We start from the raw sequence: 12,169 nt of genomic DNA, 5'->3' as shown, positions 1-12,169 counted from the left end.
TTTCGTGGCGAGCCCTAAAACAGTTATCATAGCAGCCGTTTACTGTTTTCACTGATCGGCCCAGCGCCAATCGGATCAATCCGGAATTTTCCTCAAATTATGCCTAATCCAAACCGCGGCTCAGTCGGCTTCCAATCCAACGAGTTTGATCAAGAGTACGAACGCCCGTCCAAGTCTGAACTCAAGCGCCAGTCGAACGAGTTGCAGAAACTGGGCGAACAGCTCATTGACGAGCCGCGTGACCGTGTCAAGCGCGTCCCCATGCCCGACGAGGTCAAGGACGCCATCCTCATGTGCCAGACCATCACCAACCACGAAGGCCGGCGCCGCCAGCTGCAATACGTGGGCAAGATGATGCGCACCCTGAGCGAGGAAGAAGTCGACGTCATCAAGCGCACCATCGACAGCTGGAAAGGCGCCTCGAAAGCCGAGACGGCCGCCCTGCACGCCCTGGAGCGCCGCCGCGAGAAGCTGCTTGGCGACGACAAGGCGCTGACCGTGCTGCTCGAAGAGCATCCCGAACTCGACGCCCAGCACCTGCGCACCCTGATCCGCAATGCGCGCAAGGAGCAGGCCGAGAACAAGCCGCCCAAGGCCTACCGCGAGATCTTCCAGATCCTGAAGGACCTGGCCAAGAAGGGCAAGCAAGCCGACGCCGAGGAAGCCCCGGATGACGACGCCGACGAGTGATCAGCTGGTGATCGGCCTGGTTTCGGTCTCGGACCGCGCCAGCGGCGGGGTCTACGAGGACAAGGGCATCCCGGCCCTGCAGGAGTGGCTGGCGCAGGCCATCACCACGCCCTACCGGATCGAGACCCGTTTGATTCCCGACGAACGCGCCGGCATCGAAGCGACCCTGGTGGAGCTGGTCGACGGCGCGCGCTGCCACCTGGTGCTGACCACCGGCGGCACCGGCCCGGCGCGGCGCGACGTCACGCCCGAGGCGACGCTGGCCGTGGCCACCAAGGAAATGCCGGGCTTCGGCGAGCAGATGCGCCAGATCAGCCTGCAATTCGTGCCGACCGCCATCCTGTCGCGCCAGACCGCCGTCATCCGCGAAACCGCGGACCACGCGGCCCTGATCATGAATCTGCCGGGCCAGCCGAAGTCGATCAAGGAAACCCTGGAAGGCCTGAAGGACGAGCAGGGCAAGGTGATCGTCGGCGGCATCTTCGCCGCGGTCCCCTATTGCATCGACCTGATCGGCGGCCCCTACATGGAAACCGACCCGGGCGTGAGCAAGACCTTCCGGCCCAAGTCGGCCCTGCGCCCGCCCGCGAACTAACAAGGACTATCGCATGACCCAGCTGTTGGAAAACATCGAGATCGAAACCGCCCCGAATCCGGAAGTGGCGATCATCTGGCTGCACGGCCTGGGCGCCGACGGCAACGATTTCGTCCCCATCGTGCGCGAGCTGGACCTGGCCGGCCTGCCCGGCATCCGCTTCGTGTTCCCGCACGCCAGGACCATGCCGGTGACGATCAACGGCGGCTACGTGATGCGCGCCTGGTACGACATCGTCGTCACCGACCTGACCCGCCGCGAAGACGAAACCGGCCTGCGCGCCTCGCAGCGCGAGGTCGAGGCCCTGATCGCCCGCGAGAAGGCGCGCGGCATCCCGGCCTCGCGCATCATCCTGGCCGGCTTCTCGCAGGGTTGCGCGATGACCCTGCAGACCGGCCTGCGCCATCCTGAGAAACTGGCGGGCATGCTGTGCCTGTCGGGCTACCTGCCGCTGGCTTCCGTGGCCGGCGCCGAGCGCAACGAAGCCAGCCTGCAGACCCCGGTGTTCATGGCGCATGGACGCCAGGACCCGGTGGTGCCCTTCCAGCGCGCCGAGCAGTCGCGCGACGCGCTGCAGGCGCTGGGCTACCAGGTGGAGTGGCATGAGTACCAGATGCAGCATTCGCTGTGCATGGAGGAGGTGCAGGATATTTCGGGGTGGATTCGGAAGGTGATTTCCTGAGCTCGGATTACGGGTCTGCACGCAAACTTGGGTCCCCGCCTTCGCGGGGATGACGGTCTTTGGGGCGATGGTGCTGCAAAGCCTGTCGCTACCCTAAGCTCCGTCATCCCCGCGCAGGCGGGGACCCAATTTTCTCAGCACACCACCAGCGTCACTGTTTGAAAGTAGCTTCAACCGCCTCCTCCAGCCGCGACACGATCTCCGACAGATCCGCCGCCGTCGCAATGAAGGGCGGCGCCAGCAGCACGTGATCGCCGCGCTGCCCATCGATGGTCCCGCCCATCGGATACACCATCAGCCCCCGCTCCATCGCCTTTTGCTTGAGCACCGCATGCAACCTGCGCTCCGGCGCGAACGGTTCTTTCGTCGACCGGTCCTGCACGAACTCCAGCGCCAGCAGCAGCCCGCGTCCGCGGATGTCGCCCACATGCTCGTGCACCCCGAACACGTCGCCCAGCATGCGCCGCAGGGTCGCGCCGCGGCTGCGCACGCGCGCCAACAGATCGTCTCGTTCGATCACCTGCTGCACCGCGAGCGCGGCCGCCGCCGCCACCGGATGGCCGATGTAGGTGTGCCCGTGCTGGAAGGCCCCGCTGCCCGTGCGCAGGCAGTCCACGATCGCGTGGTGCGCCAGCACCGCGCCGATCGGCTGGTAGCCGGCCGCCAGGCCCTTGGCCACGGCGACGATGTCGGGCGCCACGCCGTCCTGCTCGATCGCGTACATGGTGCCGGTGCGCCCCATGCCGCACATCACCTCGTCGGCGACGAACAGGATGCGGTAGCGGTCGCAGATCTCGCGCACGCCCTTGAAGTAGCCCGGCGTCGGCGGAATCGCCCCGCCGGTGGCGCCCACCACGGGCTCGGCGCAGAAGGCGATGATGTTTTCCGGGCCGGTCTTGAGGATGGTGGTTTCGAGTTCGTCGAGCAGGTTGGCGGTGTAGTCGTCCACGCTCTGGCGCGCCAGGCGGTCGCGGTATTCGTAGCAGGGCGCGACCCGCACCACGTCCATCAGCAGCGGCGCGAAGTCCTTGCGGCGCCACTCGTTGCCGCCCACCGCCAGCGCGCCCAGGGTGTTGCCGTGGTAGCTCTGGCGCCGCGCCAGGAACAGGCGGCGCTTCGGCTCGTTCATCTCGACCCAGTACTGGCGCGCCAGCTTGAACGCCGTCTCCATCGCTTCCGAGCCGCCCGACACCAGGTACACGCCCGTGAGGTCCTCGGGCGCGCCGGCTACCAGGCGCTCGGCCAGCTCCTCGGCCGCCTCGGTGGTGAAGAAGCCCGTGTGGGCATAGGCGCAGCGCTCGATCTGGCGGTGCATGGCGGCGATGACATCGGGGTGGCCGTGGCCCAGCGAAGAGACGGCGGCGCCGCCGCTGGCGTCGATGTAGGTCTTGCCGTCGCTGGCGCGGATCGTGATGCCGTCCGCGCCTACCGCGACGGGCGGCACCTGGCGCAAGTTGCGGTGCATGATGTGGCTCATGACGAATCCTCCGGGAGAGTACGACGATTGATCGACGATTGACGATAAGCGCGCCCGCGTCCGCTTTCTTTGATATTTTCCGCACGTCATGCAAATAAACCGCTACCGGCATCACCCATGAGCGGCCGCCTGGGACCCATCCCCCTCCAAGACATGAGCGCCGCCCAGCGCGCCGCCGCGCAAGCGATCATCGACGGCCCGCGCGGCGCCGTGTACGGCCCTTTCGTGCCCCTGCTGCGCAGTCCCGAGCTGATGGGACTGGCCCAGCGCATGGGCGAATACCTGCGCTACCGCAGCGCGGTGGGCATTCGTCTATCGGAACTGGCGATCCTGGTCACGGCCAGGCAGTGGGACCAGCAGGTGGAATGGGCGATCCACGCGCCGATCGCCGGGAAGGTGGGAATCCCGCCGGACGTGGTCAACGCGATCGCGCAGCGGCGCCGGCCCGAGGGCATGCTGGTGGACGAGGCGGTGGTGCACGATTTTTGCGTCGAGCTGCACGAGAACAAATCGGTACCGGACCGGGTGTACGAGGATGCACTGGCGCTGTTCGGGGAACAGGGGGTGGTCGACCTGATGGGGATTTGCGGGTATTACACCTTCCTGGCCATGGTGATGAATACGGCGCGGACGGCGGTGCCGGAAGGGGAGGAGTGGGTGCTGCCGGAGTAGTGGTGTGCGGTAGAACTTGGGTCCCCGCCTGCGCGGGGATGACGTTTCAGGGGGCGTGGCCGAAGCCGACACTGTGTTTGGTCAGCCCCCTAAAAAAACGTCATCCCCGCGAAGGCGGGGACCCAAGTTCGTCGAACAGCCGAACCGCTTATTTCGCCTTCGGAAACGCCACAACCTCCTGCTGCTGCTCCCCCAGCCCCGCAATCCCCAGGCGCAGCTTGTCGCCCTTCTTGAGGAAGCGCTGTGGCGCCCTGCCCATGCCCACCCCCGGCGGCGTCCCGGTCGTGATCACGTCCCCCGGCTCCAGGGTCATGAAGCGCGACACATAGCTGACGATCTGCGCCACCGAGAAGATCATGTTCGCGGTATTCCCGCTCTGCATGCGCTTGCCGTTCAATTCCAGGTACAAATCCAGGTCTTGCACGTCGAACACCTCGTCGCGCGTCACCAGGAAAGGCCCGACCGGGCCGAAGGTATCGCAGCCCTTGCCCTTGTCCCACTGCGAGCCCATCTCGAACTGGAAGGCGCGCTCGGACACGTCGTTCACGACGCAGTAGCCGGCCACGTGCTTGAGCGCCTCGTCTTCCGACACGTACTGCGCGCGGGTGCCGATCACCACGCCCAGCTCGACTTCCCAGTCGGTCTTCTTCGAGCCCTTCGGGAGCTGGATCGGGTCGTCCGGACCGGACAGGCTGCTGATCGCCTTGGTGAAGAACACCGGCTCCTTCGGCACCGGCGAACCGGTTTCCGCCGCGTGGTCGGCGTAGTTCATGCCGATGCCGATGAACTTGCCGATGCCCTTTACCGGCACGCCCAGGCGCGGGTTGCCGCGCACCAGCGGCAGGGTCTTCCAGTCGACCTTGGCCAGCTTGCGCAGCGCCTTGTCCGAGAGGACGGCGGCGTCGATGTCATCGATGATCCCGGACAGGTCGCGCAGGCGGCCCTCTTCGTCGAACAGGCCCGGTTTCTCTTTGCCCGGGCGGCCATAGCGCACCAATCTCATGCTGTGTTCTTCCTTGTGGTGAATGCAAGGGGGCGATGATACCAAAGCTCGCTATTGGCTGAGCAGATAGGCGCTGATGTCGAGGGCGTCGCGCTCGGTCACGCCCATGGCGGGCATGGCGGTCTCGGGGTCGACCGACTGCGGGTCGCGGATCCAGCGCACCAGGTTGGCCTGGGTGACGGGCAGCTGGCCGGCGATGTACTTGCGCTTGGCCAGGTCGTCGAGCGGACGGCCGACATATACCTCCGAGCCGGCGATGCCCGGGATGACGTGGCAGGCATGGCAGGCATACTGGGTCAGCACCATCTTGCCGCGCCCAGGGTCGCCCTGCACGCCCGGCGCGGGGCTGTCCTTGCCCTTGCAGCCCGCCATCAGAACAAGCGCCATGAGGAGCGCGCAGCGCATCGGCGTCATGGTGTTTCCTCCTCCTGCAATGCGGTCAGGCGCCGGTAGTCGCGCGCCGACATGCCTGGCATGGCCGACACGAAGCCCACCACCGCCCACAGTTCCCCCTCGTCCAGGTGTACTTCCCAGGCCGGCATGCCGCTCATCTTGATGCCATTGCGCGTGATCCAGTACAGCTCGCGCGCCTCCCAGCGCGCGGTGGCGTCGGACAGGGGCCCCGGCACCGGCTGCATGCTCATGCCGATGCGCGCCTGGGCCACGCCCGGACCGCCGTGGCACTGGGCGCAGTTGTCGCGGTAGAGGGCGGCGCCAAGCCGCAGCTGCTGCGGGGCGCCCAGGGCGGGCACCTTCACGCCCTGCGCATGGTGCTGGACGGAGTAGCGCATGCCCTGCTCCAGCACCGTGTACACCATGGGGAAATGCTGCTTGGTCGCACCGATGTTGTACCAGCCGCCGAACAAGACCATCGCCCCCAGCGCGCCGCCCGCCGCCGCCGCCGCCAGCGCGGTGAACAGTACGGTCTTGACGACGAGTCGCGCGCGATTCGATAGCATGCAGATGTCCGTTCTATTGAAAAAATTGCATCATTTTTTAGTATTATAAAAGCCATAGGTAAATAGCGAGAAACGATACGTGCGCTACCCCTCTCTCCGTCACGCTGTCGCCACCCTGCCCCTCCGGGCAGGCTGCGCCATCGTGCTGGCCGGCCTTGCCGCCGGCTGCGCCAAGGAAGAACCGGTCGTGAAGGTGAGCGGCGGCGACGCCGATCGCGGCCTGCAGCTCGTCCGCCAGTACCAGTGCGGCGCCTGCCATGCCATTCCCGACATACCGGGTGCGGGCGGCGACGCCGGCCCTTCGCTTGCATACGTGGGACGCCTCGGCTACATCGCCGGACGCATCCCGAACCAGCCCGCCAACATGGTGCGCTGGCTGCAGGATCCGCCCGCGCTCAAGCCCGACACCGCCATGCCATCGATGGGCGTGTCGGAAGAGGAAGCGCGCCACATGGCCGCCTTTCTGTACACCCTGCGATGAGCGCCCCCCTGCAATCCGTCCTCCATCCGGCCGGCCTTGATGCCGCCGTGATCAGCCAGTTCGCCTGGGTGCTGTTCGGCGCCGGGGGGCTGATCTTCGTGGCCGTGATGCTCCTGCTCCTGCTCAGCATGCGGCGCCAGGAACGCCCGGTACGCCCCGCGCTGTGGATCGCGGGCGCCGGCGTGGCTTTCCCGGTGGTGCTGCTCACCGCCCTGCTGGCCTGGAGCACCTGGCGCAGCGCCCAGCTGGTGCCGCAGTCCTCGCACAAGGCCCTGACGATCTCGGTCACCGCCAAGATGTGGTGGTGGGAAGTGCGCTACCGCGATCCCCGCAGCGGGCGCGAGATCGTCACCGCCAACGAGATCCACATTCCGGTCGGCACCACCGTCTACCTGGGCCTGAACGCATCCGACGTGATCCACAGCCTGTGGGTGCCCAGCCTGGCCGGCAAGCGCGACATGATTCCCGGCCGCGTCACCGGCCTCACCCTGCGCGCCGAGAAGCCCGGCGTCTACCGCGGCCAGTGCGCCGAATACTGCGGCGCCCAGCATGCCAGGATGGCGCTGCACGTGGTGGCGTCGAGCCCCGAGGAATTCGACGACTGGCTGGCGCGCCAGGCCTTGCCGGCGAAGCCGGCCGACACCGCGGTGCTGGCCCAGGGCCGCGCCGCCTTCCTGGAGCAGCGCTGCCAGGCCTGCCACACCATCCGCGGCGTGGCCGACGGCGCGCGCCTCGGCCCCGACCTGACCCACGTGGGCAGCCGCCTGCAGATCGGCGCCGGCACCCTGCGCACCCACCGCGGCGCGCTGGCCGGCTGGATCGCCGACCCGCAGGCCATCAAGCCGGGCGTCTTCATGCCGGCCTCGCAAGACCTCGACGGCGCATCGCTGCGCGCGCTGGCCGCCTACCTCGAACACCTGAAATGACGCCAGACACCCACGCGCCGGATGCGCTGCCCAATACCCTTCCCCGCCCCGGCGGCGAACTCGCCCGGCTCGAGGAAGTCTGGCGCACGCCTAGCGGCTGGCGCTTCTTCAAGTCGGTCAACAACACCAACATCGGCCTGCTCTACATCGGCACGGCGCTGCTGTTCTTCATCCTGGCCGGCATCCTGGCCCTCCTGATGCGGGTCCAGCTGGCGGTGCCGGAGAACACCCTGCTCAGCGCCTCGACCTACAACCAGGTGTTCACGATGCACGGCACCGTGATGATGTTCCTGTTCGCGATTCCCATCGTCGAGGCGCTCGCGGTCTACCTGCTGCCCAACATGCTGGGCGCGCGCGACCTGCCCTTCCCGCGCCTGTCGGCCTATGCCTACTGGGCCTATGCCTTCGGCGGCCTGGCCTTCTTTTGCACCCTGTTCGTCGGCCTGGCGCCGGACGGCGGCTGGTTCATGTATCCGCCGCTGACCGGCATGAAGTATTCGCCCGGCCTGAACGCCGACTTCTGGCTGCTGGGGATCGGCTTCATCGAGATCTCGGCCATCGCCGGCGCCATCGAGCTGATCGTCGGCATCCTGTTCACGCGCGCGCCGGGCATGACGCTCGCGCGCATGCCGGTCTACGCCTGGGCCATGCTGGTGGTGGGCGTGATGATCGTGTTCGCCTTCCCCGCCGTGATCGCCGGCACCGCCCTGCTGGAGCTGGAGCGCGCCTTCGACTGGCCGCTGTTCAACCCGGAACGCGGCGGCGACCCGCTGCTGTGGCAGCACCTGTTCTGGTTCTTCGGCCACCCCGAGGTCTACATCATCTTCCTGCCCGCGGCCGGCATGGTCTCGACCATGATCCCGACCATCGCGCGCTCGCCGCTGGTGGGGCGGCGCGCCATCATCGTCGCGCTGGTGGGCGTGGGTGTGTTCAGCTTCGGGCTGTGGGCCCACCACATGTTCACCGCCGGCCTCGGCATCCTGGAAATGAGCTTCGTCTCGGCCGCCAGCATGGCGGTGGCGGTGCCGACCGCGATCCAGGTGTTCGGCTGGATCGCCACCCTGTGGCGCGGCAATGTGCGCATGCACGCGCCCACCCTGTTCCTGCTCGGCTTCATGTTCATCTTCGTGCTGGGCGGCCTGACCGGGGTGATGGTGGCCGTGATTCCCTTCGACTGGCAGGTGCACGACACCTATTTCATCGTCGCCCACCTGCACTACGTGCTGATCGGCGGCATGGTGTTCCCCGTGTTCGCGGCCATCTATTACTGGCTGCCCCTCATCAACGGCAACCGGATGTCGGAAAGGCTGGCGCGCTGGGTGTTCGGGCTGATGTTCGGCGGCTTCAATGTCGCCTTCTTCCCGATGCATATCACGGGCCTGTACGGCATGCCGCGCCGGGTCTATACCTACCTGCCCGAGATGGGCTGGGACCTGCTCAACATGGTCTCCACGGTCGGCGCCTTCCTGTTCGCGGCGGGCGTGCTGCTGTTCGCCATCGACGTCGCGCGCACCCTGCGCCGTCCCGAACGCGAAGTCGGCAATCCCTGGGACGCGGCCACCCTCGAATGGCTGCCTTCCGAGGACTACGGCAACCGCAGCATCGCCCGGGTGAACTCCGCCAATCCGCTGTGGGACCAGCCCACCTTGTCCAGGGAAGTCGCGGAAGGCCGGCACTACCTGCCCTACACCGCCACCGGCCGGCGCGAGACCATCGCCACCAGCCCGGTCGCGGCCGAACCGCGCTACCTGATGATCCTGCCCGGCGACAGCTGGCTGACCGTGCTGGCGGCGCTCGGCACGGCGGGCTTCTTCCTGCTGCTGACCGTCAAGCTGGTGTGGCTGGCCTGGGCCTTCGGCATCGTCGCGGTCGGCGCCACCATCGGCTGGCTGTGGCAGTCGGACCGCCCGCCGCCGGCGCTTGAGGCCCGGGTGTCGCGCGACCTGGTACTGCCGGTGAATGCGCGCGGCACGGCCTCGCAATCGTGGTGGGGCACGATGATCATGCTGGTCGTCGACGCCAGCATCTTCGCCTCCTTCGCCTTCACCTACGTGCACATCTCGATGCGGCTGGAGATCTGCCCGCCGCCGGGGGCCGCGCTGCCGGAGACACTATGGCCGATGCTGTCCGCCGGCCTGCTGGCGGCCGGCTCCGCGCTGCTGTGGCTGGGCGGCCGCTTCGAACGGCGTTTCCTGCCCTGGGCCACCCTGGCGGCGCTGGGCTGCGCAGTCGCGTCCTTCCTGTGCGAATGGCAGGGCTGGCAGCTGGTGCGCCTGGACGGCACCGTCGACGCCTGGAGCGCCGCCATCGCCACCCTGCTCGGCTACCAGGGACTGCACATCGTCCTGCTGGCCATCCTCGCGCCCTACCTGTGCCTGCGCGTGTGGCGCGGCCACCTGACCAACACCAGCCTGGCGACCCTCGACAACATCGTCCTGATCTGGCACTACACCACCCTGCAGGGCATCGCCGCCATCGCGGTGATCCGCGGCCTGCCCTTGCTGATGGACTGAGCATGCACGACCACTTCTTCGTGCGCCTCGCGCGCGCCACCGCTCCCCTGATGATCTGGGCTTTGCACTTCGCGCTGTGCTACGGCCTGGCGGCGGCCCAGTGCACGCCGGGCGGGATGCGCACTGGCGGTCCGGACCGGGTGCTGCTGGGGGTGGCGACCGTGCTGGCGCTGGGCGCCTGCGTATGGCTGGGGTGGCGCGCGCGGGGGGGCCTGCGGGAGCCGGACCTGGGACTGTCCGGCTATGCGGCCGTTGCCAGCGCGCTGCTGGCCGTGATCGGCATCGCCTGGAACGGCATGCCGCTGCTGCTGGTGGCGGGATGCGCCTGACGGCAGGGCATCCCGGCTATAGTCAAGGCGTGCGGACCACCCGCCACACCGTATTCGACAGGTCGTCCGCGACGATCAGCGCCCCACGCGGATCGACCGTCACGCCAACCGGCCGTCCGCGCGTCTTTCCATCGGCATCGCGAAAGCCGGTCACGAAGTCGACCGGCTGGCCGGACGGACGTCCGTCAGCGAAGGGCACGAAGATCACCTTGTAGCCCACGGGCTTGTCGCGGTTCCAGCTGCCGTGTTCCCCGACGAACACCCCGCTGGCGTAGGCGTCGCCCATGGCCGGCAGCGAGAAACTCAGTCCGAGCGCCGCGACGTGCGAGCCCAGGCTGTAATCGGGCTTGATGGCGGCGGCAACCTTTTTCGGGTCCTGGGGTTTGACGCGGGTGTCGACGTTCTGTCCCCAATAGCTGTAAGGCCAGCCGTAGAAACCGCCTTCGCGCACCGAGGTCAGGTAGTCCGGCACCAGGTCCGGTCCCAGCTCGTCGCGTTCATTCACCACCGCCCACAATTGCCCGGTTTGCGGGTGCATCGCCAGCGCAGTCGGATTGCGCAGGCCGGTCGCATAAGGCTTGTAGGCGCCGGTCTGGGCATCGATCTGCCACACCAGGGCCCGGTCGACCTCCGCCTCCATGCCGCGCTCGGTGATATTGCTGTTCGAACCGATGCCGACATACAGGAAGCGCCCGTCGGGGCTGACGGTCAATGCCTTGGTCCAGTGATGGTTGATCTCGGCAGGCAGCTTGGCGATGCTGGTCGGCGGCCCGCCGGCCCTGGTCTGGTTTTCCTGGTAGTCGAAGCTGACCAGCTCATCCTGGTTCGCCACGTACAGCTTGTTGTTGGCAAAGGCCAGGCCGTAAGGAGCGTTCAGGTTTTCCGCAAACACGGTCTTCAGCTCATACACCCCGTCGCCGTCGGCATCCCTCAGCAGGCTCAGGCGATTGCCGCTTTTGACCTTGGTGTTGCCCTGTGCCTTGATATACCCGGCGATCACGTCCTTCGGCTTCAGCTTGGCCGCGCCTCCGCCGCGGCCTTCCGCCACCAGGATGTCGCCATTGGGCAGGACCAGGGTTTGCCGTGGAATCTTCAGGTCCGTCGCGATCGGCGTGATGGTGTAGCCCTTGGGCACGGTCGGCCGCTGGTCGCCCCAGGCGGCCGGCTCGGCGATTTTCATGCTGGGCAGCAGGCCGCGCTGCGGCTCCGGCATGGTCGGATCCGCTCCGTATGCTTGTGTGCCGCCGCCCTCCTTGGTGCATGCGCTTGCAAGCAGCGCCATGCCGATCAATGCCAAGCTGTTCGACCGCTTCATTGGACACCTCCCGAACGCTGGTCGAGGCCGGCCCAGGCGGCTGCGCAGGCCAGCAGGGTCACGATCACCGACAGCACCAGTCCGGCCGGCATCGCGGCCCATGCGTCTTTCGCATGGACGAAGGCATTGACCAGTCCAAGCACCCAGCTTGCCAGCAGCAGCAGGACATACACGAGCGGCCGTCCCGCCTTCCGCTTCGCACGGACGAGATTCACCAGTGCGAACAAAAGAGCGAGTCCGCCAAAGAGCAGGCCGCCGGCAATCAGCCAGGAGGCGAAATTGCTCCATTGGATCTGGTAGGTCTTGAAGTAGGCTATGTCATTCAGCAATGCCCCGAGAAACAGCGGGACGGCTCCGGCGAGCAGGATCGTGTGCAGCGGCCCCGGCGCGCTTCGATAGCTTGGGCCGGCGGTGGCAACGGAAGACATGGGCGACTCCTCGACAGTGATGGATGTTGTTCAAATCATATCGGCGATACCGGCGCGCCGGCGCATGCTTGAGGCCGGGGATGGATGACGCGTTGCTCA

General features: G+C 67.2%; 14 protein-coding genes. 8 read left to right on the top strand and 6 right to left on the bottom strand.

Annotation, left to right across the window (positions count from 1 at the left end):
• Positions 1-99 precede the first annotated feature (99 nt).
• Genes yjgA through V7778_RS21355 form a run of 3 tightly spaced genes read left to right on the top strand, consistent with a single transcriptional unit; the run spans position 100 to position 1,967 of the window.
• Positions 100-690, top strand: coding sequence for a ribosome biogenesis factor YjgA (yjgA, locus tag V7778_RS21365; protein ID WP_335558961.1), 591 nt, complete (start codon positions 100-102; stop codon positions 688-690).
• The gene (mog, locus tag V7778_RS21360) at positions 671-1,285 is read left to right on the top strand and encodes a molybdopterin adenylyltransferase (protein ID WP_335558959.1); all 615 of its coding nucleotides are present in this window, start codon (positions 671-673) and stop codon (positions 1,283-1,285) included. Before yjgA ends, mog begins: the two co-directional genes overlap by 20 nt.
• 13 nt (positions 1,286-1,298) lie before the next feature.
• Positions 1,299-1,967, top strand: a complete 669-nt coding sequence (locus V7778_RS21355) for an alpha/beta hydrolase (protein ID WP_335558957.1) — start codon at positions 1,299-1,301, stop codon at positions 1,965-1,967.
• Positions 1,968-2,118: 151 nt separating this feature from the next.
• On the opposite strand, the gene V7778_RS21350 is transcribed toward V7778_RS21355, so the two are convergent.
• Positions 2,119-3,444 (bottom strand): aspartate aminotransferase family protein, encoded by a 1,326-nt coding sequence (locus tag V7778_RS21350; protein ID WP_335558956.1) that lies wholly within the window; start codon positions 3,442-3,444, stop codon positions 2,119-2,121.
• A 117-nt stretch (positions 3,445-3,561) separates the two neighbouring features.
• Between V7778_RS21350 and V7778_RS21345 the strand changes: the two genes are divergently transcribed.
• Complete coding sequence (locus V7778_RS21345; RefSeq protein WP_335558954.1) at positions 3,562-4,116, top strand: carboxymuconolactone decarboxylase family protein; 555 nt, start codon at positions 3,562-3,564, stop codon at positions 4,114-4,116.
• A 148-nt stretch (positions 4,117-4,264) separates the two neighbouring features.
• Here V7778_RS21345 and V7778_RS21340 read toward each other — a convergent pair whose 3' ends face one another.
• The 3 genes from V7778_RS21340 to V7778_RS21330 are packed head-to-tail and all read right to left on the bottom strand — an operon-like array spanning position 4,265 to position 6,078.
• A complete protein-coding gene (locus V7778_RS21340; protein WP_335558952.1) occupies positions 4,265-5,119 on the bottom strand; it encodes a fumarylacetoacetate hydrolase family protein in 855 nt (284 codons plus the stop codon).
• Positions 5,120-5,170: 51 nt separating this feature from the next.
• Positions 5,171-5,533 carry a c-type cytochrome gene (locus V7778_RS21335; protein ID WP_335558950.1) on the bottom strand — a complete coding sequence of 121 codons (363 nt, stop codon included), beginning with the start codon at positions 5,531-5,533 and terminating at the stop codon, positions 5,171-5,173.
• Positions 5,530-6,078, bottom strand: a complete 549-nt coding sequence (locus tag V7778_RS21330) for a c-type cytochrome (RefSeq protein ID WP_335558949.1) — start codon at positions 6,076-6,078, stop codon at positions 5,530-5,532. The genes V7778_RS21335 and V7778_RS21330 overlap by 4 nt, the downstream gene beginning before the upstream one ends.
• Positions 6,079-6,157: 79 nt before the next feature.
• Here V7778_RS21330 and V7778_RS21325 point away from each other — a divergent pair, with 79 nt between their 5' ends.
• The 4 genes from V7778_RS21325 to V7778_RS21310 are packed head-to-tail and all read left to right on the top strand — an operon-like array spanning position 6,158 to position 10,327.
• A complete protein-coding gene (locus V7778_RS21325) occupies positions 6,158-6,559 on the top strand; it encodes a c-type cytochrome (RefSeq protein ID WP_335558946.1) in 402 nt (133 codons plus the stop codon).
• Entirely contained in the window at positions 6,556-7,485 is a 930-nt protein-coding gene (gene coxB / locus V7778_RS21320) for a cytochrome c oxidase subunit II (protein ID WP_335558944.1), read from the top strand. The genes V7778_RS21325 and coxB overlap by 4 nt, the downstream gene beginning before the upstream one ends.
• Positions 7,482-9,998 (top strand): cytochrome c oxidase subunit I, encoded by a 2,517-nt coding sequence (gene ctaD, locus V7778_RS21315; RefSeq protein WP_335558943.1) that lies wholly within the window; start codon positions 7,482-7,484, stop codon positions 9,996-9,998. Before coxB ends, ctaD begins: the two co-directional genes overlap by 4 nt.
• A gap of 2 nt (positions 9,999-10,000) precedes the next feature.
• A complete protein-coding gene (locus V7778_RS21310; RefSeq protein ID WP_335558941.1) occupies positions 10,001-10,327 on the top strand; it encodes a hypothetical protein in 327 nt (108 codons plus the stop codon).
• Between the two features lie 22 nt (positions 10,328-10,349).
• On the opposite strand, the gene V7778_RS21305 is transcribed toward V7778_RS21310, so the two are convergent.
• Both V7778_RS21305 and V7778_RS21300 read right to left on the bottom strand, forming a co-directional pair.
• Positions 10,350-11,642 (bottom strand): PQQ-dependent sugar dehydrogenase, encoded by a 1,293-nt coding sequence (locus V7778_RS21305; RefSeq protein WP_335558939.1) that lies wholly within the window; start codon positions 11,640-11,642, stop codon positions 10,350-10,352.
• Positions 11,639-12,070 (bottom strand): DUF2231 domain-containing protein, encoded by a 432-nt coding sequence (locus tag V7778_RS21300; RefSeq protein WP_335558937.1) that lies wholly within the window; start codon positions 12,068-12,070, stop codon positions 11,639-11,641. Before V7778_RS21300 ends, V7778_RS21305 begins: the two co-directional genes overlap by 4 nt.
• Between the last annotated feature and the right edge of the window lie 99 nt (positions 12,071-12,169).

The organism is Massilia sp. DD77, from assembly GCF_036961685.1.
Lineage (GTDB): Bacteria > Pseudomonadota > Gammaproteobacteria > Burkholderiales > Burkholderiaceae_D > Telluria.
Note: the sequence above shows the minus strand (reverse complement) of the source record. Positions and strands in the feature narration are given on the sequence as shown.

Coding starts and splice junctions, on each gene's coding strand:
- V7778_RS21355 (WP_335558957.1), top strand. CDS start 1,299: ATGACCCAGCTGTTGGAAAACATCGAGATCGAAACCGCCCCGAATCCG.
- V7778_RS21340 (WP_335558952.1), bottom strand. CDS start 5,119: ATGAGATTGGTGCGCTATGGCCGCCCGGGCAAAGAGAAACCGGGCCTG.
- V7778_RS21350 (WP_335558956.1), bottom strand. CDS start 3,444: ATGAGCCACATCATGCACCGCAACTTGCGCCAGGTGCCGCCCGTCGCG.
- V7778_RS21310 (WP_335558941.1), top strand. CDS start 10,001: ATGCACGACCACTTCTTCGTGCGCCTCGCGCGCGCCACCGCTCCCCTG.
- V7778_RS21330 (WP_335558949.1), bottom strand. CDS start 6,078: ATGCTATCGAATCGCGCGCGACTCGTCGTCAAGACCGTACTGTTCACC.
- V7778_RS21300 (WP_335558937.1), bottom strand. CDS start 12,070: ATGTCTTCCGTTGCCACCGCCGGCCCAAGCTATCGAAGCGCGCCGGGG.
- mog (WP_335558959.1), top strand. CDS start 671: ATGACGACGCCGACGAGTGATCAGCTGGTGATCGGCCTGGTTTCGGTC.
- coxB (WP_335558944.1), top strand. CDS start 6,556: ATGAGCGCCCCCCTGCAATCCGTCCTCCATCCGGCCGGCCTTGATGCC.
- V7778_RS21345 (WP_335558954.1), top strand. CDS start 3,562: ATGAGCGGCCGCCTGGGACCCATCCCCCTCCAAGACATGAGCGCCGCC.
- V7778_RS21335 (WP_335558950.1), bottom strand. CDS start 5,533: ATGACGCCGATGCGCTGCGCGCTCCTCATGGCGCTTGTTCTGATGGCG.
- V7778_RS21305 (WP_335558939.1), bottom strand. CDS start 11,642: ATGAAGCGGTCGAACAGCTTGGCATTGATCGGCATGGCGCTGCTTGCA.
- yjgA (WP_335558961.1), top strand. CDS start 100: ATGCCTAATCCAAACCGCGGCTCAGTCGGCTTCCAATCCAACGAGTTT.
- ctaD (WP_335558943.1), top strand. CDS start 7,482: ATGACGCCAGACACCCACGCGCCGGATGCGCTGCCCAATACCCTTCCC.